The sequence below is a fragment of the Moorena producens PAL-8-15-08-1 genome (assembly GCF_001767235.1).
GTDB classification, from domain to species: domain Bacteria; phylum Cyanobacteriota; class Cyanobacteriia; order Cyanobacteriales; family Coleofasciculaceae; genus Moorena; species Moorena producens_A.
Map to the genome: position 1 here is coordinate 1,163,208 of NZ_CP017599.1, position 25,731 is coordinate 1,188,938.

At 45.3% G+C, this 25,731-nt stretch carries 15 protein-coding genes; 11 read left to right on the plus strand and 4 right to left on the minus strand.

Annotated features, from left to right (window positions below; translation table 11 throughout):
• The first annotated feature begins 169 nt into the window (after positions 1-169).
• Both BJP34_RS04575 and BJP34_RS04580 read left to right on the plus strand, forming a co-directional pair.
• Positions 170-4,696 (plus strand): filamentous hemagglutinin N-terminal domain-containing protein, encoded by a 4,527-nt coding sequence (locus BJP34_RS04575; RefSeq protein ID WP_070391328.1) that lies wholly within the window; start codon positions 170-172, stop codon positions 4,694-4,696.
• A gap of 109 nt (positions 4,697-4,805) precedes the next feature.
• A complete protein-coding gene (locus BJP34_RS04580; RefSeq protein WP_070391329.1) occupies positions 4,806-7,403 on the plus strand; it encodes a CHAT domain-containing protein in 2,598 nt (865 codons plus the stop codon).
• On the opposite strand, the gene BJP34_RS38700 is transcribed toward BJP34_RS04580, so the two are convergent.
• On the minus strand, positions 7,378-7,572 hold the full coding sequence (locus tag BJP34_RS38700; protein ID WP_149030793.1) for a hypothetical protein: 195 nt from the start codon (positions 7,570-7,572) through the stop codon (positions 7,378-7,380). The two genes, BJP34_RS04580 and BJP34_RS38700, sit on opposite strands and share 26 nt — an antisense overlap.
• Positions 7,573-7,787: 215 nt before the next feature.
• On the opposite strand from BJP34_RS38700, the gene BJP34_RS04585 reads away from it, so the two are divergent.
• From BJP34_RS04585 to BJP34_RS42385, 3 genes are all read left to right on the plus strand, one after another.
• The gene (locus tag BJP34_RS04585) at positions 7,788-11,141 is read left to right on the plus strand and encodes a filamentous hemagglutinin N-terminal domain-containing protein (protein WP_070391330.1); all 3,354 of its coding nucleotides are present in this window, start codon (positions 7,788-7,790) and stop codon (positions 11,139-11,141) included.
• 92 nt (positions 11,142-11,233) lie between these two features.
• A complete protein-coding gene (locus BJP34_RS04590) occupies positions 11,234-13,828 on the plus strand; it encodes a CHAT domain-containing protein (protein ID WP_070391331.1) in 2,595 nt (864 codons plus the stop codon).
• Between the two features lie 86 nt (positions 13,829-13,914).
• The gene (locus tag BJP34_RS42385; protein ID WP_158517008.1) at positions 13,915-14,088 is read left to right on the plus strand and encodes a hypothetical protein; all 174 of its coding nucleotides are present in this window, start codon (positions 13,915-13,917) and stop codon (positions 14,086-14,088) included.
• Positions 14,089-14,158: 70 nt separating this feature from the next.
• Here BJP34_RS42385 and BJP34_RS04595 read toward each other — a convergent pair whose 3' ends face one another.
• Entirely contained in the window at positions 14,159-15,271 is a 1,113-nt protein-coding gene (locus BJP34_RS04595) for an S-(hydroxymethyl)glutathione dehydrogenase/class III alcohol dehydrogenase (RefSeq protein ID WP_365974431.1), read from the minus strand.
• A gap of 52 nt (positions 15,272-15,323) precedes the next feature.
• Between BJP34_RS04595 and BJP34_RS48370 the strand changes: the two genes are divergently transcribed.
• On the plus strand, positions 15,324-15,449 hold the full coding sequence (locus BJP34_RS48370) for a hypothetical protein (RefSeq protein WP_267876480.1): 126 nt from the start codon (positions 15,324-15,326) through the stop codon (positions 15,447-15,449).
• 225 nt (positions 15,450-15,674) lie between these two features.
• Complete coding sequence (gene map, locus BJP34_RS04600) at positions 15,675-16,463, plus strand: type I methionyl aminopeptidase (protein WP_070391333.1); 789 nt, start codon at positions 15,675-15,677, stop codon at positions 16,461-16,463.
• A 139-nt stretch (positions 16,464-16,602) separates the two neighbouring features.
• On the opposite strand, the gene BJP34_RS42390 is transcribed toward map, so the two are convergent.
• The gene (locus BJP34_RS42390; protein ID WP_158517009.1) at positions 16,603-16,764 is read right to left on the minus strand and encodes a hypothetical protein; all 162 of its coding nucleotides are present in this window, start codon (positions 16,762-16,764) and stop codon (positions 16,603-16,605) included.
• A gap of 401 nt (positions 16,765-17,165) precedes the next feature.
• Between BJP34_RS42390 and BJP34_RS04605 the strand changes: the two genes are divergently transcribed.
• Together BJP34_RS04605 and BJP34_RS04610 are read left to right on the plus strand one after the other, a co-directional pair.
• Positions 17,166-19,364, plus strand: a complete 2,199-nt coding sequence (locus BJP34_RS04605) for an S-layer homology domain-containing protein (RefSeq protein ID WP_070391334.1) — start codon at positions 17,166-17,168, stop codon at positions 19,362-19,364.
• Between the two features lie 302 nt (positions 19,365-19,666).
• Positions 19,667-21,841 carry an S-layer homology domain-containing protein gene (locus BJP34_RS04610; RefSeq protein ID WP_070391335.1) on the plus strand — a complete coding sequence of 725 codons (2,175 nt, stop codon included), beginning with the start codon at positions 19,667-19,669 and terminating at the stop codon, positions 21,839-21,841.
• A 356-nt stretch (positions 21,842-22,197) separates the two neighbouring features.
• Here BJP34_RS04610 and BJP34_RS48375 read toward each other — a convergent pair whose 3' ends face one another.
• Positions 22,198-22,332, minus strand: a complete 135-nt coding sequence (locus BJP34_RS48375; protein ID WP_267876481.1) for a hypothetical protein — start codon at positions 22,330-22,332, stop codon at positions 22,198-22,200.
• A 359-nt stretch (positions 22,333-22,691) separates the two neighbouring features.
• Here BJP34_RS48375 and BJP34_RS04615 point away from each other — a divergent pair, with 359 nt between their 5' ends.
• Both BJP34_RS04615 and BJP34_RS04620 read left to right on the plus strand, forming a co-directional pair.
• A complete protein-coding gene (locus BJP34_RS04615) occupies positions 22,692-23,915 on the plus strand; it encodes a hypothetical protein (protein WP_070391336.1) in 1,224 nt (407 codons plus the stop codon).
• A gap of 204 nt (positions 23,916-24,119) precedes the next feature.
• Positions 24,120-25,265 carry a hypothetical protein gene (locus BJP34_RS04620; protein ID WP_149030795.1) on the plus strand — a complete coding sequence of 382 codons (1,146 nt, stop codon included), beginning with the start codon at positions 24,120-24,122 and terminating at the stop codon, positions 25,263-25,265.
• Positions 25,266-25,731 lie beyond the last annotated feature (466 nt).

The window sequence follows — 25,731 nt, forward strand, 5'->3', positions numbered from 1 at the left end:
TATTCCCAATTACCTATTCCCAATTGCCTATTCCCAATTACCGATTACCTAAACTAAAAAATGCCCCTCACCCAATTTAAAACTGCCATATTGGCCTAATAAAAATTAACAGAATAAAACAGAATTGTATGAAATAATTATAGCAATTCGGTAGCTCATTTTTAGTAACATGAAACCTCGGGTTTACGGACTTGTGCAAGCAAGTAGCGTTCTTCTGTGTTCTTTACTGGGTGCAACTACAGCATTAGGACAAATTACCCCAGATAATACCCTGGGGAAGGTCAGCTCTGTAGTAACTCCCAATGTCGATGTTAAGGGTGCCCTAGCCGATTTGATAGAAGGTGGGGCGATTAGAGAAAGCAATCTCTTCCACAGCTTTTCAGATTTCAATGTGGGTGAGATGGGGCGGGTTTATTTTGCTAATCCTGCTGGAATTGCCAACATCCTGAGTCGGGTAACTGGAACTAATGTTTCCAATATTTTAGGGACTCTAGGGGTGTTGGGAAATGCTAACTTGTTTGTGATAAATCCAAACGGTATTTTCTTTGGCCCCAATAGCAGACTAGATCTAGGAGGTTCATTTTTTGGGAGTACTGCTGATAGTGTGTTGTTTGAAGATGGCACAGTATTCAGTGCTAAAAATCCCAATGATAAACCGTTATTAACGATTAATATTCCATCTGGGTTGCAATATGGTTCCAATCCAGGGAGTATCACTAATCAGTCTCTTCGTCGTCGTAAGTTTGGGGAACGAATTAATGGTCTTCAGGTACCAGATGGTAAAACCTTAGGGCTGATTGGTGGTGACATTACTATTCCTGGTGGTAATTTAACTGCAAAAGATGGACGCATTGAACTGGGGAGTGTTGGTTCTAATGCTGTGGTGAACCTGACCCCAACGGATAGTAGTTTTATTTTGGATTATTCACCAGTTCAAGAGTTTCAGGATATTAGTTTGTCCGAGGGGGCTAGAGTTGAGACCAGTGGCATTGGTGGTGGCAGTATCCAGGTGCAGGGGAGTAATGTGAGTTTACGCGATCGCTCTTTTATTTTTGCGAATACCCTGGGAAGTCAGAATGGCGGTGGGATAGTTGTTGAGGCTTCACAGTTGAGTCTTGAGGGTGGTTCTAGGATAACTACGGATGTAACTGGCTTAGGACAGGGGGGAGATTTGACAGTGGATGCCACTGAATCTGTTCGAGTAATTGGTGTATCGCCTGATGGTAGACCCAGCGTTTTGGGAGCCCGAGTTCTTCCAAGAGCAACAGGAAATGGGGGAGATGTGAGTATTACCACTGGGCAGTTAATTGTCTCTGATGGAGCAAGAGTTTCAGTTAACACTGTTGGTCAAGGGGACGGAGGAAATTTGACAGTGGATGCGGACTCTACGGTTAAACTCATTGGTACCTCAGGCGATGGTCGGTTTCCCAGCGGCTTGTTTGCTGAAACTTCTGGGACAGGAAATGGGGGAGATGTGAGTATTACCACTGAGGAGTTAATTGTCTCTGATGGAGCAAGAGTTTCAGCTAACACTTTTGGTGAAGGGGACGGAGGAAATTTGACAGTGGATGCGGACTCTACGGTTAAACTCATTGGTACTTCAGCCAATGGTCGCATTGTCGGCGGCTTGTTTGCTCAAGCTAATCCAGGCTCAACAGGAAATGGGGGAGATGTGAGTATTACTACTGGGGAGTTAATTGTCAAAGATGGAGCAAGAGTTTCAACTGACACAAGGGGTGAAGGGGACGGAGGAAGCTTGAGTGTGGATGCCGAGGAGACTGTTAAACTCATTGGTACCGCAGCCAATGTTCGGATTCGCAGCGGCTTGTTTGCTCGAACTCAAGGGACAGGAAAAGCGGGAGAAACACGTATTACCACTGGGGAGTTAATGGTCTCTGATGGAGCAGAAGTTTCAGCTAGCACTTTTGGTGAAGGGGACGGGGGAAATGTGACAGTGGATGCCGACTCTACGGTTAAACTCATTGGTACCGCAGCCGATGGTCGGATTCGCAGCCGCTTATTGACTCAAACTTTTGGGACAGGAAATGGGGGAGAAACACGTATTACCACTGGGCAGTTAATTGTTAAAGATGGAGCATTTGTTTCAGCTAACACTTTTGGTGAAGGGGACGGAGGAAGCTTGAGTGTGGATGCCTCTGAATCTGTTCAAGTCATTGGTATCTCAGCCGATGGTCGGTTTCGCAGTGGCTTGTTTGCTCAAACTGAAGGGACAGGAAATGGGGGAGAAACACGTATTACTACTGGGCAGTTAATTGTTAAAGATGGAGCAGTTGTTTCAGCTAGCACAAGGGGTGAAGGGGACGGGGGAACCTTGAGTGTGGATGCCTCTGAATCTGTTGAAGTCATTGGTACCTCAGCCTCGGGTGGGGTTGCCAGTGGCTTGTTGGCTCGAACTTTTGGGAAAGGAAATGCGGGAGATGTGAGTATTACCACTGGGCAGTTCATGGTCTCTGATGGAGCAGAAGTTTCAGTTGGCACAAGCGGTGAAGGGGACGGAGGAAGCTTGAGTGTGGATGCCGAGGAGACTGTTAAACTCATTGGTACCTCAGCCGATGGTCAGTCTCCCAGTGGCTTGTTTAATCAAACTTTTGGGACAGGAAATCCGGGAGAAACACGTATTACCACCGGGCAGTTTATTGTCTCTGATGGAGCAGTTGTTTCAGCTAGCACAAGGGGTGAAGGGGACGGAGGAACCTTGAGTGTGGATGCCTCTGAATCTGTTGAAGTGATTGGTAGCTCAGCCGATGGTCGGTTGTTCAGCGGCTTGTTTGCTCAAACTTTTGGGACAGGAAATGCGGGAGATTTGAATATTACCACTGGGAAGTTAATGGTCTCTGATGGAGCAGTTGTTTCAGCTCGCACTTTTGGTGAAGGGGACGGAGGAAGCTTGAGTGTGAATGCCGACTCTAGTGTTCAAGTCATTGGTACGAGAGTCGATGGTCAGTCTGTCAGCGCCTTGACTACTCAAACTGACGGGACAGGAAAAGCGGGAGATTTGAGTATTACTACTGGGCAGTTAATGGTCTCTGATGGAGCAGTTGTTTCAGCTGGCACAAGCGGTGAAGGGGACGGGGGAAGCTTGAGTGTGGATGCCGACTCTACTGTTCAACTCATTGGTACGAGAGCCGATGGTGAGTTACCCAGCGGCTTGTTTACTCAAACTGAAGGGAAAGGAAATGCGGGAGAAACACGTATTACCACTGGGCAGTTAATAGTCTCTGATGGAGCACAAGTTTCAGCTAGCACAAGCGGTGAAGGGGACGGAGGAAGCTTGAGTGTGGATGCCGACTCTACTGTTCAACTCATTGGTACCTCAGCCAATGGTCAGTTTTCCAGCGGCTTGTTTAATGCAACTGAAGGGAAAGGAAATGCGGGAGAAACACGTATTACCACTGCCAAGTTAATGGTCTCTGATGGAGCACGAGTTTCAGCTAGCACAAGCGGTGAAGGGGACGGAGGAAGCTTGAGTGTCAATGCCTCTGAATCTATTGAAGTCATTGGTACCTCAGCCGATAGTCGGTTTCGCAGCGGCTTGTTTGCTCAAACTAATCCAGGCTCAAAAGGAAAAGCAGGAGATTTGAGTATTACCACTGGGGAGTTAATTGTCAAAGATGGAGCAAGAGTTTCAGCTCGCACCAGGGGTGAAGGGGACGGGGGAACCTTGAGTGTGGATGCCAAGGAGACTATTCAACTAATTGGTACCTCAGCCGATGGTCAGTTTCCCAGTGGCTTGTTTACTGAAACTGAAGGGAAAGGAGATGCGGGAGAGTTGTTGAAAATTACCACTGGCCAGTTAATTGTCTCTGATGGAGCAGAAGTTAGTGCTAGAAGCATTCAACAGGATACAACAGCAGGGGAGGTAAAGATTAATGCCCATTCCATTTTCCTTGACAACAAAGGAAGGATCACAGCAGAAACAGCAGGAGGAGACAATAGCAAGATTAAACTATTTTCCCGTGACATCCGACTCCTGAACGAAAGCTTGATTATAACTGAAGCTCAGAATACAACAACTGGCGGAAATATAGAAATTGATACTGATACTTTAGTCGGTCTCGGAAATAGCGACATCATTGCCAATGCTGACGAAGGGGAAGGAGGTCGTGTTGAGATTAATGCCAAAGGCATCTTTGGCTTAGAGTTTCGAGACAGTCCAACTCCAGACAATGACATTACTTCCACCTCCAATCGTGGCTCATCCTTCAACGGTGACGTAATCCTCAACATCACCCAGATAGACCCCACCTCAGGCTTAAACGAATTGCCAGGAATCCTGGTGGATGCAGAAGCTATCCTGGCCAATGACCTTTGTGGCTTTGAAAATAATCGGATTGCTGGCGGCAGTTCCTTTACCATTACCGGCAAAGGGGGTTTACCACCAACTCCAGACGATTCAGTGATTAATACTGACAGAACAGTGAGCTGGAGAACTCGTCCTGGCTTAGCCAGCAGCAGACAAGCATTACAGCAATTACCGCAGCAAGCATCAAGACACCCTCTCCAAGAAAAAAAAGTGATTATCGAAGCCCAAGGCTGGGTAATAGCAAAGGATGGCACGATTATTCTGACCGCCCATCCCTTTAGGGGAACTCCTGTGGAGCAGATATTTCCCAATCTTGATTGTCATGTGGGAAGAGGGAATAGGGAACAGGGAACAGGGAGCAGGGAGGAGTAGTGCGTAGGGTGCGTTAGGGGAGGGATTGCCATGATATTCAAGGTCGTAGCCAGTAGCCCCGTAACGCACCATCAAAAGGCTCGCTCTATTCTCTATTCCCTTAATTATTATGAAAAAACTATCATTTCTAATTGCCATCGCACTAACGTGCTTCCTAGCATCGGGTAAAGCATTATCAAATTCTGTTGTCATCACATCCGATTCCCGATTCCCGATTCCCGACTCCCGACTCCCGACTCCCAATTCCCGATTCCCGATTCCCGATTCCCTAGACCAAAAAGCCCAACAACTTTATGAAACTGGTCAATATCAAAAGGCGATACCGTTGTTGGAGCAAATGATTAGTAACTACAGGGATAGTGGGGACATTATTGGTGAGATTAATTCCTTAGTCAATCTCGCTTTAGTTTATCAAAGATTGGGAGAATGGGCACAAGCTAAACAGACACTATCCCAGAGTTTTATCCAACTATTAAAACTGCCATTAACCAAGGAAAAAAAAGAATTAACAGCCCAAATTTTGTCAGTACAAGGACAAGTATACTTATCACTAGGCCAGTCAAAAAAAGCCTTATCGACTTGGCAGAAAACTAGTGCTATTTACCAAGAAATAGGAGACTTAACTAGATTAACAGAAAGTCAGATTTACGAAGTGCAAGCCTACCGAGTATTAGGATTGTATAATCAAGCCAATAAAATCTTAAATCAAATCACAGAAACTATCCAAGATAAACCCGATACCAAACTTAAAATTACCGCCCTCCAATACCTAGGTGATGTGCTGCGCCGAGTAGGTAAATTCCAAGACTCTAAAATAATTTTACAACAAAGTTTAGCCATAGCCGAAAACTTACGCGATCAGACCTTGATTGCTGATAGTCTGCTCAGTTTAGGCAATACAGCTAGATTAAAAGGAGACACAGAAGACGCCATGGATTTCTATCAACGGGTTGTCAAGGAATCTCCCTTACCGGATAGTAAGATTCAGGGACAATTAAATCAATTGAGTCTATTGATAGCTAAACAAGACTGGTCAAAAGCCAGAGGGTTATTGCCAGCTATCGACAATACCTTAAGGACATTATATCCAAGTCAAAGAGCAATCAAGGCTAGACTTAAGCTAGCCAAAAGCCTATTAAAAGGTAAAAATTCACAACTGACAACTCCCAAGGAGCTGGCTACTTATCTGGCTGATGCTATTAAGCTGGCTAGGAATTTAGGCGATAAACGAGCGGAAGCACAAGCCATCGGTAACTTGGGAACATTATACGAACAGCAATCACGTCTTGATGAAGCCCAAGACTTAACCGAAAAAGCGTTACTCATTGCTCAACAAGTCAATGCTCCCGATTTAGCTTATCAATGGCAATGGCAACTGGGCAGAATCCTCAACCTAAAACAGGATAAAACAGGTGCGATTGACCGAAGCTCACGCTCCGCGATCGCAGCCTATGCTCAATCGGTGCAAACCCTGCAATCTATCCGTAGCGACCTAGTCGCGATTAGTAGCGATATTCAGTTTGGGTTTCGAGAAAGCGTCGAACCAGTGTACCGAGAATTAGTAGGACTACTGCTCGAACCCAATGCATCTCAAGAAAACCTCAAACAAGCACGAGATGTGATTGAATCCCTACAACTCGCGGAACTAGACAACTTCTTTCGGGATGCTTGTTTAGATGCCAAACCCGTTAAAATCGACAAAATAGATCCTAACGCCGCGATCTTCTATACCATTATCTTGCCAGACCGCCTGGAAGTAATTGCCACCTTGCCGGGACAACCTCTGCGCCAGATCACCACTAACTTATCCAAAACAGAAATAGAACAACAACTGGCTTTGGTAAAGAGCAATATTACTAGCCCTTGGCGAGTTCTGAAAAAGGAAAACTTACAAACAATACACGACTGGTTAATCGGCCCCATTGAAGCGGAACTAGCCAAGAGTAACATCCGCACCCTAGTATTTATCCCAGATGGGGCTCTGCGCAATCTTCCCATGTCTGTGCTTTATGACGGGGAAAACTATTCCATGGAGAAATATAGTATTGCAGTAGCACCTAGTTTACAATTAATCGACCCTAAAGCTTTAGTCAAACAAAACTTTTCGGCTCTGACCGCTGGAGTGACAGAAGTTCGTCCCCATCGTCCAGATTTAGCAGCACTTCCTGGGGTGAAGGTGGAATTAGAGAATATCAACGCCGAAGTTCCCTCATTGATTCTACTCAATGAGTCTTTTACTGAATCCAACTTCAATACAGAAGTTAATACCTCCGGTTACGAAGTGGTTCATCTCGCCACTCATGGTGAATTTAGTTCAGTAGCGGAAGAAACCTTTCTGCTGACCTGGGACGACGAGATCAATATCAATGAGTTAAATACTCTGATCTCAGGGGATCAAAAGCAAAAAAATCCGATTGAATTACTCGTCCTCAGTGCTTGTAGGACAGCGGCAGGAGACTCCCGAGCCGCTTTGGGATTGGCTGGAGTAGTCGTGCGTGGGGGGGCACGCAGTACCCTTGCCAGTCTCTGGTCTGTGGAGGATCTAGCTACTACAGAGTTAATGACTCGCTTCTATCAGAAGTTAGCCACAGGCCAGGTTACCAAGGCTAAAGCTCTGGCTCAAGCTCAACAGGAGCTGTTGCAGAGCGAGGCATATAATCACCCCTTTTACTGGTCGGCTTTTATTTTGCTGGGAAATTGGTTGTGAAAATTAGGGTGTAGGGAGTAGGGTGTAGGGTGTAGGGAGTAGGGAATAGGCAAGAGGCAAAAGGCAAGAGGCAAAAGGCAAGAGGCAAAAGGCAAGAGGCAAAAGCTTGTAGGGTGGGCAAAAAGCGATGCAGCGCGGTCTTGGGGGTTTCCCCCATGAGCGACTGCATCAAGACACAGTTTGGTTATTTTGATTGGTCATGAAATGATTACTTTGCCCACCCTACTCTACTTACCTGCTCCCTACTCCCTGCTCCCTGCTCCCTGCTCCCTGCTACCTGTTATTGTTAATTTTAAGTAAAGTCTTGATGAAGAGTTTGTAAATCAATCAAGCTGGAATTTATTTTATGAAATAATTCGAGAACTCGGTAGCTTATTGATTAACATGAAAGCTCGGATTTCCCGACTGGTGCCAGCAAGTAGCGTTGTGCTGTATTCTCTACTGGCTGCAACTACGGCATTAGGGCAAATTACCCCAGATAATACCCTGGGCAATGAAAGCTCTGTAGTAACCAATCTGAATATTAACGGGATTGTAATAGATTTAATTGAAGGTGGGGCGATTAGAGACAGTAATCTATTCCACAGCTTTTCGGATTTTAATGTGGCGGAGTTTGGGCGAGTTTATTTTGATAATCCTGCTGGAGTTGCCAACATCCTGAGTCGGGTAACTGGACCAAATGTTTCCAATATTTTGGGGACTCTAGGGGTATTGGGAAATGCTAATTTATTTTTGATTAATCCCAATGGTATTGTCTTCGGTCTCACTAGCAGACTAGATGTGGGAGGGTCATTTTTTGGGAGTACTGCTGATAGTGTGTTGTTTGACGATGGCACAGTTTTCAGCACTAAAAATCCCAATGATAAACCGTTGTTGACCATTAATATTCCATCTGGGTTGCAATATGGATCCAATCCCGGGAGTATTACTAATGAATCTTTTTCTGTTTTTGGTTTTGGGCTTGAGGTACGAAATGGTCAAACCTTAGGGCTAATTGGTGGTGATGTCAATATTCCTGGTGGTGATATAAGTGTATTAGATGGACGGATTGAGCTGGGGAGTGTTGGTGCTAATGGTATGGTGAAGCTGACCCCAACGGATACTAGTTTTGTATTGGATTATTCAGGAGTTAACGAGTTTCAGGATATTAGTTTGTCCGGGGGTGCTTTTGTCACTACCACTGGCTTTGGTGGTGGCAGTATCCAATTGCGGGGGGCTAATGTCAGTTTACGCGATCGCTCTTCGATTTTTGTAGGTACCCTGGGAAGTGAGAATGGCGGTGGGATAGTGGTTGAGGCTTCTCAGCTCAGCCTTGAGGGTGGTTCTCGGATATTTGCCAATGTATCCGGCTCAGGACAGGGGGGAGATTTGACCGTGAATGCCTCTGAATCTGTTCAATTGATTGGTACCTCAGCCTCGGGTGGGATTCTCAGCAGCTTGTTTACTCGAACTCAAGGGACAGGAAAAGCGGGAGATGTGAGTATTACCACTAAGGAGTTAATTGTCAAAGATGGAGCACGAGTTAGTGCTAGCACTTTTGATGAAGGGAACGGCGGAAATTTGACAGTGGATGCCTCTGAATCTGTTCAATTGATTGGTACCTCAGCCGATGGTAGGTCTGTCAGCGGCTTGGTTACTCAAGCTAATCGAGAAGCAACAGGAAATGCCGGAGAATTGAAGATTACTACTGGGGAGTTAATTGTCAAAGATGGAGCAGAAGTTTCAACTAGCACTTTTGATGAAGGGAACGGGGGAAATTTGACAGTGGATTCCTCTGAATCTGTTCAAGTGATTGGTACCTCAGCCGATGGTCGATTTCCCAGTGGCTTGTTTACTGAAGCTAATCAAGAAGCAACAGGAAATGCCGGAGATTTGAAGATTACCACTGGGGAGTTAATTGTTAAAGATGGAGCACGAGTTAGTGCTAGCACTTTTGGTGAAGGGGACGGGGGAAATTTAACTGTAGATGCAGACTCAAAGGTTCAAGTGATTAGAACCTCAGCCTCGGGTGGGATTTTCAGCGGCTTGTTTACTCAAACTCAAGGCACGGGAAATGCAGGAGAGTTGAACATTACCACTGGGGAGTTAATTGTATCTGATGGAGCACAAGTTTCAGCTGGCACTTTTGGTGAAGGGAACGGTGGAGATTTGACAGTGGATGCGGACTCAAAGGTTCAAGTGATTGGTACCTCAGCCAATGGTGGGTTTCGCAGCCGCTTGACTACTCAAACTCTTGGGAAAGGAAAAGCGGGAGATTTGATTATTACCACTGGGGAGTTAATCGTCTCTGATGGAGCAGTTGTTTCAGCTGGCACTTTTAGTGAAGGAGATGGGGGAAATTTAACTGTAGATGCAGACTCAACTGTTCAACTGATTGGTAGGACACCCAATGGTAAGTTTCCCAGCGGCTTGTTTACTCAAACTCAAGGCACAGGAAATGCCCAAAATTTGAGTATTACTACTGGGCAGTTAATCGTCTCTGATGGAGCAAGTGTTTCAACTAGCACTTTTGGTGAAGGGAACGCCGGAAATTTAACTGTGGATGCCTCTGAATCTGTTCAAGTCATTGGTACCTCAGCCTCGGGTCGGTCTCGCAGCGGCTTGTCTACTCAAGCTAATCAAAAAGCAACAGGAAATGCCGGAGATGTGAGTATTACCACTGGGCAGTTAATTGTCTCTGATGGAGCAGTTGTTTCAGCTGGAACTTTTGGTGAAGGGAACGCCGGAAATTTGAGAGTGGATGCCTCTGAATCTGTTCAAGTCATTGGTACCTCAGCCGATGGAGATTTTCGCAGCCGCTTGACTACTCAAACTCTTGGGAAAGGAAATGCCGGAAAGTTTTTGAATATTACCACTGACAAGTTAATAATCTCTGATGGAGCATTTGTTAGTGCTAGAAGCACTCAACCGAGAACTTTAGCAGGCGAAGTAAAGATTAATGCCAACTCCATCTTCCTTGACAACAATGGCAGGATCACAGCAGAAACAGCAGGAGGAGATAACAGCAAGATTAAACTCTTTTCCCGTGACATCCGACTCCTCAACGAAAGCAAGATTCTAACTGATGCTAAGGATACAACCACTGGGGGAAATATCACAATTAATACTGATACCCTAGTCGGTCTCGGAGATAGCGACATCACCGCCAATGCTGAAGAAGGTTCAGGAGGTCGTGTTGAGATTAATGCCAAAGGTATCTTTGGTTTAGAGTTTCGAGACCGTCCAACTCCAGACAATGACATCACTTCTACTTCCAACCTTGGCTCATCCTTCAACGGTGAGGTAATTCTCAACATCTCCCAGGTAGACCCCACCTCAGGCTTAAACGAATTGCCAGGAATCCTGGTGGATGCAGAAGCAATCCTCGCCAATGACCTTTGTGGCTTTGAGAATGATCGGATTGCTGGCGGCAGTTCCTTTACCATTACCGGCAAAGGCGGATTACCACCGACTCCAGAGGATCCAGTGATTAATGCCCACAGAACAGTCAGGTGGCGAACTCGTCCTAGGTTACCCAGCACCAGACAACCATTACAAGCGCAATCCTCAGTGAGACGCTCTCAAGACAAAAAAGTGATTATCGAAGCCCAAGGCTGGGTAGTAGCAAAGGATGGCACCATTATTCTGACGGCGCAACCGTTTAACGGAACTCCTGTTGAGCAGATATTTCCCAATCTTGATTGTCATTCGGGAAAAGGGAATAGGGAGCAGGGAGGAGTAGTGCGTAGGGTGCGTTAGGGGAGGGATTGCCATGATATTCAAGGTCGTAGCCAGTAGCCCCGTAACGCACCATCAAAAGGCTCGCTCTATTCTCTATTCCCTTAATTATTATGAAAAAACTATCATTTGTAATTGCCATCGCATTAACCTGCTTCTTGCCATCGGGTAAAGCATTATCAAATTCTCCAGCAATCACACCCAATTCCCGATTCCCGATTCCCGTTCCCCTCCTGGGAGGGGTTAGGGGTGGGTTCCGATTCCCGATTTCCGATTCTCCAGAACAACAAGCCCAACACCTCTATGAAACAGGTCAATACCAAGAGGCTATCCCGTTGTTGGAGCAAATTATTAATAACTACACCGATAGTGGGGACATTATTGGTGAAATTAATTCCTTAGTCAATCTCGCGTTAGTTTATCAAACCTTGGGAGACCTAGACCAAGCTAAACAAACACTATCCCAGGGTTTCAGCCAACTAGAAAAACTTCCTAATCCCAAAGAACGTCAACAATTACAAGCCCAAATCCTAGAAGTCCAAGGACAAGTATACTTATCTCTAGGTCAAGGGGAAAAAGCCTTATCGACTTGGCAGCAAACGAGTGCTATCTATCAAGATATCGGAGACTTAACTAGATTAACAGAAAGTCAGATTTACGAGGTGCAAGCCTTACGAGTATTAGGGTTGTATAATCAAGCCACTAAAACCTTGACTCAAATCCAGGAAACTCTCCAAAACCAACCGGATAGCATCCTGAAAAGTACCGCCCTCCAATACCTAGGTGATGTGCTGCGCCGAGTCGGGAAATTCAAAGACTCTAAAGCAATTTTACAACAAAGTTTAGCCATAGCGGAAAACTTACGAGATCAGACGTTGATTGCTGACAATCTGCTCAGTTTAGGAAATACCGCTAGATTAAAAGGAGACACAGAAGACGCAATAGAGTTCTATCAACGGGTTGTGAAGGAATCTCCCTTACCTGATCTTAAGATTCAAGGGCAATTAAATCAACTGAGTGTATTGATATCTAAACAAGAGATATCTAAACAAGAGTGGTCACAAGCTAGAGCGTTATTGCCAGCTATAGAGTATACATTAACCACATTATCTCCCAGTAAAACAGCAATCAATGCTAGAATTAATCTAGCCAAGACTCTGTCAAAAACTAAAAACTCCCAACTCACAACTCCCAACGCCCTTGCTACTCATCTCGCTGATGCTATTAAGCTGGCTAGGAATTTAGGAGATAAACGAGGGGAAGCTGAAGCTATTGGTAACTTGGGAAGCTTATACGAACAGCAATCACGTCTTGAGGAAGCGGAAAACTTAACCGAAAAAGCGTTACTAATTGCTCAAGAAATCCAGGCTCCCGATTTAGCCTATCAATGGCAATGGCAACTGGGCAGAATCCTCAATCTAAAACAGGATCAGAAAAACGCGATCGCAGCCTATTCTCAATCCGTGCAAACCCTCAAATCTATCCGTAGCGACCTAGTCGCCATTAGTAGCGATATTCAGTTTGGGTTTAGAGAAAGCGTTGAACCAGTCTACCGAGAATTAGTAGGACTACTGCTGGAACCCAATGCATCTCAAGAAAACCTCAAACAAGCACGAGATGTAATTGAATCCCTACAACTAGCAGAACTAGACAACTTCTTTCGGGATGCTTGTTTAGATGCTAAACCCGTTAATATCGACGAAATTGACCCCAACGCTGCTATCTTCTATACCATTATCTTACCAGACCGCCTGGAAGTAATTGTAACTTTGCCGGGACAACCCCTGCGCCAGATTACTACGAACTTACCTCAAGCAGAAATAGAAAAACTACTGGCTTCGGTAAAGATAAATATTACTAGCCCTTGGCGAGTGCTGAGAAAGGACAACTTACAAACAATACACGACTGGTTAATCGGTCCGATTGAAGCAGAATTAGCCAAGAGTAATATCTTCACCCTAGTATTTATACCAGATGGGGCTCTGCGCGATCTTCCCATGTCGGTGCTTTATGACGGAGAAGACCATTTAATTGAGAACTATAATATTGCCGTAGCACCTAGTTTACAATTAATCGACTCTAAAGCTTTAGTCAGACAAAACGTTTCAGTTCTCACTGCTGGAGTGACGGAAGTTCGTCCCCATCGTCCTAATTTCGGAGCACTTCCTGGGGTGAAAGTGGAATTAGAGAATATCAAGGGTCAAATTCCTTCATTGATTCTACTCAATGAGTCCTTTACTGAATCCAACTTTAATACAGAAGTTAATACCTCTAGTTACGAAATTGTTCATCTCGCCACTCATGGTGAATTTAGTTCAGTAGCGGAAGAAACGTTTCTGCTGACCTGGGATGACGTGATTAATCTCAATGAGTTAAATACTCTGATCTCAGCGGATCAAAAGCAAGAAAATCCCATTGAATTACTCGTCCTCAGTGCTTGTCAGACAGCCGCAGGAGACTCCCGAGCCGCGTTGGGCTTGGCTGGTATCGCCGTGCGTGGGGGGGCACGCAGTACCCTTGCCAGTCTCTGGACTGTGGACGATCTAGCCACTACAGAGTTAATGACTCGCTTCTATCAGAGGTTAGCCACAGGCCAGGTTACCAAGGCAGAAGCTTTGCGACAAGCTCAACAGGAGCTGTTGCAGAGCGAGGCATTTAATCACCCGTTGTACTGGTCCGCTTTTATTTTGCTGGGAAATTGGTTGTGAGGAATAGGGAGTAGGGAGTAGGGAGTAGGGTGTAGGGTTTAGGGTTTAGGGTGTAGGGAATAGGGAATGGGAAAACGGGAATAGGCATGCATGCTAAAGCTAGCCCACACCCCATTAGTGCCTGGAACGGGCATCATTACTGCGTGGAACGGGCATCATTACTGCGTGGAACGGGCATATTGCCCGTTATAATTTTCCGGTGTAACGGGCATATTGCCCGTTATAATTTTCCGGTGGAACGGGCATATTGCCCGTTATAATTTTCCGGCGGGCAAAAACAGTTTGGTGATTTTCACTAGTCTTTGGTGCGTACGCGATCGCATTCAACTATCAAAAGGTAACCACACTCCTAATCGACTCACCCTGATGCATCAAATCGAAGGCATCATTAATTTGTTCTAAGGGCATGACATGGGTAATCATGTCATCAATATTAATCTTACCTTCCATATACCAATCTACGATTTTAGGAACATCCGTGCGTCCTTTAGCTCCCCCAAAAGCTGTACCTCGCCAGACCCGTCCAGTCACCAATTGAAAAGGTCGAGTATTGATTTCTTCTCCAGCACCGGCGACACCGATAATAATAGATTCACCCCAACCTTTGTGGCAACATTCTAGAGCTTGGCGCATCACCTTAACATTACCAATACACTCGAAACTATAATCAGCGCCCCCTTTAGTTAAATCAATAATGTAAGGGACTAAATCGCCCTCTATTTCATTAGGATTGACAAAATCCGTCATGCCGAATTTTTCCGCAAGTTGTTGTTTCTTAGGATTAATATCAACACCTACAATTTGGCTAGCACCCACCATCCGTGCGCCTTGGATCACATTCAAACCAATTCCCCCAAGTCCAAATACCACCACTCTCGAACCTGGTTGAACTTTAGCGGAATTGATCACAGCACCAATACCGGTTGTAACTCCGCAACCGATGTAACAAACTTTATCAAAGGGAGCATCTTTGCGGATTTTTGCTACTGCGATTTCTGGCAGTACGGTATAGTTAGCAAAGGTGGATGTGCCCATGTAATGATGGAGCATTTTGTCATTGACAGAGAAGCGACTGGTACCATCGGGCATTAAACCACGTCCTTGGGTATTCCGAATTGCCTGACAGAGATTGGTTTTACCACTTAAACAGTATTCACACTGACGGCACTCAGGGATATAGAGGGGAATCACATGGTCTCCTACCTCGACGCTAGTCACCCCTTCACCCACCTCAACCACTACACCTGCTCCCTCATGTCCTAGAATGGCTGGAAATAGTCCTTCTGGATCTGCGCCAGACAGGGTATAGGCATCGGTATGGCATACTCCGGTTGCTTTAATTTCCACCATCACCTCACCCGCCTTAGGTTCCCCTACCTGAACCGTTTCAATGGATAAAGGCTTGCCTGCTTCAAAAGCTACTGCGGCTTTGACCTCCACAATCAACTCCTACTTGGTCTTATCAACTGACCTATTCTATTGAAAAATTAAGGCTTTGGATAGCAAACAAAAGAGGTACATAGCATTTTTACCTGATCCGAAGTTTCCGATTCCCGATTCCCGATTCCCGATTCCCAATTCCCGATTCCCGATTCCCGATTCCCTAAAACCCACAATATAGCACTACCCATTAAAGTGTTTGACATTGATACAAGCTGAAAACCTTGTGTAGTAAACTTTTGCCTCTTGCCTCTTGCCTCTTGCCATTGCGCGTAGCGCTATATACTTCACCGATTGCTCTCAAGCCGACCGGCGTTAATGAGCGATCATATTATTGTACAATTAAAAAAACAACAAATAGTATAATTTTTCCCAATTTTTGGGGTAATTGACGGAATAAAAACTCATGGCAGCTGAACGAATTGTCATCTTATCCAGTAGAGAAATAGCTAAAATGCGTCTTGCTGGACGCTTAGCCACTGCACTGTTAGACCATTTAGAACCCATGGTTAAGCCAGGGGTAAGCACCCTAGAGATTAATGATGAAGCGGAACGCTGGACAAAAGAGCATGGGGCAATCAGTGCTCCCTTAGGTTATCAGGGCTTTCCTAAATCTATCTGTACTAGTATCAATGAAGTTGTCTGTCACGGTATCCCTAACGGTAAGCAAATCCTTAAAGATGGGGACATCATTAATATTGACGTAACACCAAAGCTGGATGGATATCACGGGGATACCTCTAGAACCTTTTTTGTTGGTACCCCCTCACCCCTAGCAAAAAAGCTGGTGGAAGTTACTGAAGAGTGTATGATGCGTGGTATTGCTGAGGTCAAGCCAGGAGCAAGAGTTGGCGATATTGGTGCTGCTATCCAAGAGTATGCCGAGTCCAACGGCTTTTCCGTAGTGCGAGACTTTGTTGGACACGGGATTAGCAAGATTTTCCATACAGCTCCCCAAATTCCTCACTATGGCACTAGAGGGAAAGGAAAACGCCTCCGGGCTGGTATGGTTTTCACTATCGAGCCAATGATTAACGAAGGTACCTACGAAGTGGAAATTCTAGCTGATAAGTGGACAGCTCTAACAAGCGATCGCAAACTTTCTGCCCAATTTGAACACACTGTAGTGGTCACTGCTGACGGCGTAGAGATTCTGACCTTGCCAGAACAGGAAATCCAGAGCAAATCGGCTTAAGTCTCATTAGTCATTAGTCATTGGTGCTTGGTAATTCGTGCTTGGTGCTTTCTACTTGATGCTCGGTAGCTGCCAGGAGACCTGATGTTTGTCAATCTGTTAGTCAATTTCGGAAAAGCACTAATCACCAAGACCAAAGTCAAAGCACTAAGGAGTGACATACTCCCACACGCTCATCAGAGATTACAGTGTGGGCTTCTTGCCAACTCCACCCAACGGTATCGGCTTTCGCCGACGCTGCGCGAACGGATACTCGGCAAGCTTTATTGACGACACGGGATGCCCCTCCGCACCGGAACAATACAATAAGTTCTATTTTTAAGCACGTAGGTGGCGGTTAGCTCTTAATTTGTTTTCCCTACTATTTTTAGTATAACGTTTTTCAGGCTGTTGATCAAAGTTCCAGCTCCGCGATTCATCCCACACTCATGCTGCGCATTTTCGTTGTGGGGCTTCTCGCGGTCTTAGCTAAAGACTAAGGGCTAAAGAGTAAGGATTAATTAATATGGACATTTAATGAAAATCGAGCTTAAACTGTGAGATATAGGCAGTAAAAGCAGGCACACTATCTAGGTAACAATTCTTAAGAGTATTTCTAAAGAATGCTAGCCTCCTGCTCAGGAAATTAGCAAGTGGTGAACCCTCTGATGGGTGACACCGCCGTTTTGCTGTGTTCTTAAGCGTTTTAGGTAATCCTAAATTATGGCAACTCTATACGTCAATCCAGCTACTGGAAGTGATAGCGCTGATGGTAGCGAATCTACGCCCTTTAAAACTATTACCAAAGCATTTGATTCAGCTGGATCAGGTGACCAGATTCAACTAAAACCTGGTACTTATAATACTGGCAGTGGTGAAACCTTTCCGCTGAAAGCTCCCTCTGGTGTAAAAATTATAGGGGATGAAGCAAACAAAGGCAAGGATATCTTAATTGAAGGCAACGGATTGTTCAACACCCGTTTCGGTGGTGGTCAAAACGTGACCCTGATCCTAGCTAAGGATACCGAGCTCAGGGGAGTAACCATGACCAATCGTGAGCGCCGAGGTACTGGTGCCTGGATTGAGTCTGGTAGCCCTATGGTTGCTAATTGTACCTTTAAAGAGTGCAATCGTGAAGGGGTTAATGTCACAGGTGAAGCCACACCAGACGTTAAAGATAATAATTTCATTGGTAGTGGTATAGAGGGTCAAGGGATATCGATTACCAGGGATGCCAAAGGGAACATCCAAGGCAATACCTGTATAAAAATGGGTAATGGCATTGCTGTTGATGGTAATGCAGCGCCCAGGCTGGTGGATAACACAACCTCTCAAAACATCTTTGGGATAGTGGTTTCTGGGGACGCTCGACCGATACTGCGTGGGAATCGGATTGAAAACAACGAGAGATTTGGTCTGTCAGTTTCTGGGAAGGGTTTGCCAGATTTGGGAACCGCAGGAGACCCAGGGGGAAACGCACTGCGTAACAACGGTGAGTTTGATTTAAAAAATTACACCACGGTTGAGCTGATTTCAGTGGGCAATGAGTTAGTTGCCACAAAAGCCAGTGGTCCAGTTTCAATTGAGGACGCGATCGTTATTGGGCCTGGTGGTGGAGAAACCCCTGGTGGTGGAGAAACCCCTGGTGGTGGAGAAACCCCTGGTGGTGGAGAAACCCCTGGTGGTGGAGAAACCCCTGGTGGTGGAGAAACCCCTGGTGGTGGAGAAACCCCTGGTGGTGGAGAAGCTAAAAAGTTAACTGATATTGCCGGTCATTGGGCAGAGGATTTCATCGAGGGATTGTACAGTAAAGGCTACATTAGTGGCTTTGGTGATGGCAGCTTTAAGCCAGACCAAACCATGACCCGTGCTGAATATGCGGCCTTGTTGGTAAACGCGTTCAATCCTCAAGCTGAAAGGGCAGCCAAGGATTTCACTGATGTTGCTTCCAATTATTGGGCTTACGAAAAGATTAAACAAGCCTATCGTGGTGGATTCCTGTCTGGCTACCCTGGGGGGACATTCAAACCCACAGACAAGGTTCAGCGTGCCCAAATCATTGTTTCACTGGTGAATGGGTTAGACTTAACGGCTTCTAGCCCCAATGCCTTACAAGCCTACGATGACAGCGGTTCCATTCCTACCTACGCCATTGACGCTGTCAAAACCGCAACCAAAAAAGAAATTATCGTAAATCACAGCAATATCAAGCAACTCAACCCCACTCGCAATGCCACCCGTGCTGAAGTAGCTGCGATGGTTTATCAAGCCTTGGTGGATGCTAACAAAGTCAGCGCCATTAACAATCAATATATTGTCAAATTTCAGGACGACGGGATACCCACATTCGCCGACATTCAAAACCACTGGGCGAAAGAGTTTATTCAGGGATTGTTGGCAGAAGGTATGATTTCAGGTGTTGATAACACTAACTTTAAACCTAACGATAAGATCAACCGTGCTCAATATGCGGCCTTGATTAGCAAAGCGTTTAACCCTCCAGCCAAAAGGGAGGCCAAGCAATTCAAAGATGTCGGTGATGGGTCTTGGGCTAAGGATGCGATTCAAAAAGCCTATCGTGGTGGATTCCTATCTGGTTACGCTAATGGCAACTTCGGACAAGCCGATAATGTCAAGCGAGCGGATGTAATTGTTTCCTTAGTAAATGGTTTGGGTTTAAAAGAATCGGATCCCAATGCTTTGGATCTCTATGATGACAAAGGAGATATTCCCAGCTATGCCACAGATCAAGTCATAACCGCTACTAAAAAACTGATTGTGGTCAATTCCCCTGACCAGAGGAAACTCAATCCCGTGCGTGAGGCCACTCGTGGTGAGGTAGCTGCGATGGTTTATCAGGCTTTGCTGGATCAGGGCACACTAACTGCTGCTGTGAATAGTGAGTACATTGTGGTTGGTTGATTTATGGTTTGGATCTGACCGGGGTTAGATCAACTAAATCTTTCTGAAAACATCGGTAGCCTGCTGAGTGCAGGCTTTTTTTATATAGCGCTAGGTGCAAGGCAAGAAGCAAGAAGCCAAAAATCGAGGGTGAACTGTAAGATATAGGCAGTAAAAGCAGGCAGACTATCTAGGCAACAATTCTTGAAAATCTATCTAAAGAATGCTATCCTCCTGCTCAGGAAATTAGCAACTGGTGAACCCTCTGATGGGTGACACCGCCGTTTTGCTGTGTTCTTAAGCGTTTTGGGTAATCCTAAATTATGGCAACTCTATACGTCAATCCAGCTACTGGAAGTGATAGCGCTGATGGTAGCGAATCTACGCCCTTTAAAACTATTACCAAAGCCTTCGATTCAGCTGGATCAGGTGACGAGATTCAACTAAAACCTGGTACTTATAATAGTGCCAGTGGTGAAACCTTCCCGCTGAAAGCTCCCTCTGGTGTAAAGATTATAGGGGATGAAGCAAACAAAGGCAAGGATATCTTAATTGAAGGCAACGGATTGTTCAACACCCGTTTCGGTGGTGGTCAAAACGTGACCCTGATCCTAGCTAAGGATACCGAGCTCAGGGGAGTAACCATGACCAATCGTGAGCGCCGAGGTACTGGTGCCTGGATTGAGTCTGGTAGCCCTGTAGTAGCTAATTGTACCTTCAAAGAGTGCAATCGTGAAGGGGTTAATGTCACAGGTGAGGCGGCACCAGAAATTAAAAATAATGATTTCATTGGTAGTGATATCGAGGGTCAAGGGATATCGATTACCAGGGATGGCAAAGGGAACATCCAAGGCAATACCTGTAAAAAAATGGGTAATGGCATTGCTGTTGATAATAATGCAGCGCCCAGGCTGGTGGATAACACAACCTCTGAAAACATCTTTGGGATAGTGGTTTCTGGGGACGCTCGACCGATACTGCGTAAGAATCGGATTGAAAACAACGAAAGATTTGGTCTGTCAGTTGCTGGCAATGGTTTTCCCGATTTGGGAACCACAGCAGAGCCAGGGGAAAACATACTGGTTAACAACGGTGAGTTTGATTTAAAAAATTTCACCACGGTTGAGCTGAAATCAGTGGGCAATTTTTTAGTTGCCTCAAAAGCCAGTGGTCCGGTTTCAATTCAGGATGCGATCGCTGAAGTGCCTAAACCCACTGACCCACCTGATCCGGTTGACCCACCTGATCCTGTTGACCCACCTGATCCGGTTGACCCACCTGATCCGGTTGACCCACCTGATCCTGTTGACCCACCTGATTCAACTAAAAAGTTAACTGATATTGCCGGTCATTGGGCAGAGGATTTCATCGAGGGATTGTACAGTAAAGGATACGTTAGTGGCTTCAATGATGGCAGCTTTAAGCCAAACCAAACCATGACTCGTGCTGAATATGCGGCCTTGTTAGTCAACGCGTTCAATCCTCAACCTGAAAGGGCAGCCAAGGATTTCACTGATGTTGATTCCAAGTATTGGGCTTACGAAAAGATTAAACAAGCCTATCGTGGTGGATTCCTCTCTGGCTACCCTGGGGGGACATTCAAACCCACAGATAAAGTCCAGCGTGCCCAAATCATTGTTTCACTGGTGAATGGGTTAGACTTAACGGCTTCTAGCCCCAATGCCTTACAAGCCTACGATGACAGCGGTTCCATTCCTACCTACGCCATTGACGCTGTCAAAACCGCAACCAAAAAAGAAATTATCGTAAATCACAGCAATATCAAGCAACTCAACCCCACTCGCAATGCCACCCGTGCTGAAGTAGCTGCGATGGTTTATCAAGCCTTGGTGGATGCTAACAAAGTCAGCGCCATTAACAATCAATATATTGTCAAATTTCAGGACGACGGGATACCCACATTCGCCGACATTCAAAACCACTGGGCGAAAGAGTTTATTCAGGGATTGTTGGCAGAAGGTATGATTTCAGGTGTTGATAACACTAACTTTAAACCTAACGATAAGATCAACCGTGCTCAATATGCGGCCTTGATTAGCAAAGCGTTTAACCCTCCAGCCAAAAGGGAGGCCAAGCAATTCAAAGATGTCGGTGATGGGTCTTGGGCTAAGGATGCGATTCAAAAAGCCTATCGTGGTGGATTCCTATCTGGTTACGCTAATGGCAACTTCGGACAAGCCGATAATGTCAAGCGAGCGGATGTAATTGTTTCCTTAGTAAATGGTTTGGGTTTAAAAGAATCGGATCCCAATGCTTTGGATCTCTATGATGACAAAGGAGATATTCCCAGCTATGCCACAGATCAAGTCATAACCGCTACTAAAAAACTGATTGTGGTCAATTCCCCTGACCAGAGGAAACTCAATCCCGTGCGTGAGGCCACTCGTGGTGAGGTAGCTGCGATGGTTTATCAGGCTTTGCTGGATCAGGGCACACTAACTGCTGCTGTGAATAGTGAGTACATTGTGGTTGGTTGATTTATGGTTTGGACTTGACCAGAGTTAGATCAACTAAATCTTTTTGAAAACATCGGTAGCCTGCTGAGTGCAGGCTTTTTTTTGTATAGCGCCATAATTTTCAGTGATTGACCTATGGTCACGCTACGCGAACAGCTATCAGCGTGACCCTAATCCCTAATCCCCAAAATCGGAGTTATTGGTACTTCAGTTGACCTGGTTCCGCAATAGTTTTAAGCAATGGTTTTGATTCTAATGGGAACTAGTTTCGTTGCTGGCATTCTGGTAAAGGAATAGAGTAGAGTCCTGGAATTAGAACTAGGTAATGTGTCGGTGATCTACCCAAGTAAATAAAGTTGGCAGATCTGAGTACGCCATCAAAATGGATTTTTATTGCTTTCCCGATGGCTGCGATCACGCAGCGCCTCTGTAGGGGAATCGTGTAGGGTATTCAGGGCAAGAATCACATCCCGTAAACCCGTCCCATAGCCAATGCGTGTAAGTCTCTTCAATTGAACTTAAAAACACCCCTGGGTATCGATTTCAGCGATTTAGGGAACTGACATATCACTAGCAGCTCTGTCTTTGGTTTGGGTTTTAACAATCCCTCAGAGAAAAAGTACCCTTAGGGGTACCGTTAAGCAGCCAAAAATTTATGATGATAAGGATTAAGCACCGCGTACAGAATTAATTACCGACTTTAATTATCTGAAACTCTTGCTGTAAAAGAGTTTCAGATTTTGAAGAAAATGTGTAATTTAATTTTGTGTACCTGCTTATTAACCGCACCTAACTAAATTAACTTTGGACAAAACGGCTTTTTGCCCAAAGTCCAAGTTAATTCAGAATCTTAACTATTGGCAGATAATCTATGACTGAATTTCTTGATGTACAAAATGGATTGTACAACGCTATGGTACAAGGACTGGGACTCTCCGAGAATTCTTTTCAATTGATCCAACCATCACCTCCACTTGTCCCCGATGATGACGATGCTCTCTGGAATTACTTCAATAACATTCCTCCAGTTTCCCTGACCCAAAATTACATTGCATCAGGTGGTAATCAGTTTTTCAGTAACTATAAAGGATTCAACTCCGCACTAACAAGCGTAGTTGAAAGTCGCTTGATCCGGGATGTTGGGCAAGAAATCATTGATGAATTCCAAGATTATATATTTAGCAGGAATTCACTACCATCATTAGGACAATTACCCAGCCTTTTCCGTCGTTGGGCGTTTTTTCGCTATCCCAACGTCGCAAACAAAGGAGCTTCAGCCTATGCTGCCGCGTTACTTGATCCTGTCGCATCAGCCCAGCTAGCGTTTGGGCTATACGAAGGAGATCCGCTTGAGGGGATTCCGGATAAAAAACCCGATTGGGATCTTGGCTATCAGGAACTTGTAATCCAGTTAAGATCAGCACCCAGCCGCTCATTCAACTTTCAGCGTTCTACTATGAAGACTGATGTGACTAAAACTTGGTCGGGCGGTGGTCACTCTGGGTTCTTTGGGCTGTGGAGAGGCAGCAGCAGCAGGTCAAGTGAAAGTAGGAAATTTGCTAATAGTAATTTCACTTTGACTGCCTCATTTGGTCATGTCCTCCGTTTTGCAACAGTCCCTGGATCTTGGTACTCATCTGCAGCGACGGGATTAGCATACTCCAACAGGAATGGTGCACCGTGGAATCCTGAATCCCCAATCAATTGGAACAATACTTTCGATCCAAAGACGGGCAATATAGCTCGCCTCATGGTCAATCTGATTGTGGTTGATACGATGAAACTTAAGATCGAATCTTTCGCTAAGTACGAGGAGGATGATCAGGTTACGATCCGACGTAATTCAGGAGGAGGGTTGTGGCCTTTCTACTCTAGCGGTAATTCGAGAGGTGTCTCCAACACAGTCGATTTCGACGATGAAGGAAAGATGACAATTACCGTTGATAGCGAACCGGGTGTACCCATTGTTATTGGTGGTGACGTCTTACCTATTCATCAGTATCTCGGTTTTGCAATAGAGGGGGCAAGGCTGTTCGCCGAAGCCTTAGAAGCCAACCCTGAATTTCGAGATCGAATGGTACTCCCCGTAAGCTAGAAACAGTGTAAAAAAAAGCATTTTAGCTTGAACAGACGTCAGGAGTCATAATTTAAAGTTCAGAGTAACCCTTTACTCTGGGATTGTGACTCCTGATTTCCTAATCAAATAACTCTTCCCACTTAATATTGACACCTACATTCCACACTTCCAACACACTAGAAGACACTTTTCAACACTGAGAACAGAGTCAATAGATTCACTATGTCACTAACAAAATTATTATCTAGCCACGAGCCAATGACCGTCTTACAGAACCGTTGGTATAACGGTCTTATCACTAAGCTTCAGCTTGATCCTAACATGTTCCAAATCCCCCAGCCTTCACTGGTTCTCCAATCAAGCCAAGACCTGTGGGCATATCAAGATGTCATCCCACCCGTATCACTCACTTTTAACACTTCAATCTACAAAAGTTACTTATTTTCTGACGAGTACGCAGCTGTCATCAGTGAACTCGAATTTCCAACTAACAAATTCAAGCAGAACATCGGTGAGGATAACTATCAAAGATGGTTGACATATCTGGAGAATATAAATCCACCACCACCAGAAAGGCAACTTCCTAACCTTTTCCGACGATGGTCTATACTAAACGCTCCGTCAGTGATGTCTGTAGGAGTATCGGACTTGTCGAAGATGGTACTTATCAGTGCGGCTCAAAGAGGACTTCGACCCTATCGAAACCCAAATGCGAAACCAATTGACTTCAGCGGAACCTATGCCCAGCTAGTACAACTTCTTGATAATTCACCTGGAGGAAGTTTTGATTTTGACAGTCAAGGGAGCAGTGATGATGTCAGTAATACTTGGACAGGTGGTTACAATGTTGGACTCGACGGATTGTGGGCTGGTGATTCCAGCACCTCCCGGCTGAATCACAGGTTTGCTTTGAGCAGTGTTACAGTCGATATCCAATTCCAGTCATACACAGTATGGACTTCAACGCCTGGTTCTTGGTACAATTCGTCCTTACTGAACATCGCATACAGTAATAAGGCGACACCACCATGGCCTATAAACCCAAACCCGACTTGGGATGAGGTTTTCAGTCAAGATGGCAGCATACAGTACTTCATCGCTTCATTGGTGGTAATGGATGGGGTGAAAGCCACTATTACCTCCGATGTAAGCTACTCCAAGACCGACCAGCAAACTATTCATCGTAATGCGTCGAAGGGGCTATGGCCGTTCTACGTTCCCACTAAAAATGGATCTGTAACTAATATAGTTACCTTTGGCGATTCCAAGGGCATGAAAATTGAAACCGTCGCTCAACCCGGAAACCCAATTGTTATTGGGAATAACGTCCTTGGCATTGCTCAGTACCTTGGACATGCCCCCAGTTGACTATTTCAGTAAGATTTGTGCGCTCAAACACTAAAGTCACTATATTTGACGAATCATTTAGGACTGACTGTGAAAGGGTTTTGAAATAATATCTGACAACTTCAGATCGCACCTTAGGAAACATTGTCCCCTTCTGCTAAAATCCCAACTTCTGCACCGCCCTCCGTTTCACCTCCTCACCCCGCCTATCATACTTGGCCGTAGTCACAGGAGACGCATGGCCAGCTAACTTTTGGACGATCACAATATCAATCCCAGCATCAAGCAGTATACAGAATAGGCGGGACTCAGTAAGTTCATTTCACCCCATCAGTTGCGTCACTTTCTGCTCACTTAGTTGAAAAAAAACAAGGGATTGATGATGCCTTAATCCAACCCTATTCCGGGCATTCTTCTCGACAGTCATTGGAAGTGTAGTCAAGACTGAGTATAGGGGAAACTCAAGCGTCTTTATGATCTTGTGATG

Bases quoted from the DNA above. Each gene is read 5' to 3' on its own strand.
- BJP34_RS04575 (WP_070391328.1), top strand. From the start codon at position 170: ATGAAACCTCGGGTTTACGGACTTGTGCAAGCAAGTAGCGTTCTTCTG.
- BJP34_RS04605 (WP_070391334.1), top strand. From the start codon at position 17,166: ATGGCAACTCTATACGTCAATCCAGCTACTGGAAGTGATAGCGCTGAT.
- BJP34_RS04610 (WP_070391335.1), top strand. From the start codon at position 19,667: ATGGCAACTCTATACGTCAATCCAGCTACTGGAAGTGATAGCGCTGAT.
- BJP34_RS04620 (WP_149030795.1), top strand. From the start codon at position 24,120: ATGTCACTAACAAAATTATTATCTAGCCACGAGCCAATGACCGTCTTA.
- BJP34_RS04585 (WP_070391330.1), top strand. From the start codon at position 7,788: ATGAAAGCTCGGATTTCCCGACTGGTGCCAGCAAGTAGCGTTGTGCTG.
- BJP34_RS04590 (WP_070391331.1), top strand. From the start codon at position 11,234: ATGAAAAAACTATCATTTGTAATTGCCATCGCATTAACCTGCTTCTTG.
- BJP34_RS04615 (WP_070391336.1), top strand. From the start codon at position 22,692: ATGACTGAATTTCTTGATGTACAAAATGGATTGTACAACGCTATGGTA.
- BJP34_RS38700 (WP_149030793.1), bottom strand. From the start codon at position 7,572: ATGCAGTCGCTCATGGGGGAAACCCCCAAGACCGCGCTGCATCGCTTT.
- BJP34_RS42385 (WP_158517008.1), top strand. From the start codon at position 13,915: ATGCATGCTAAAGCTAGCCCACACCCCATTAGTGCCTGGAACGGGCAT.
- map (WP_070391333.1), top strand. From the start codon at position 15,675: ATGGCAGCTGAACGAATTGTCATCTTATCCAGTAGAGAAATAGCTAAA.
- BJP34_RS04580 (WP_070391329.1), top strand. From the start codon at position 4,806: ATGAAAAAACTATCATTTCTAATTGCCATCGCACTAACGTGCTTCCTA.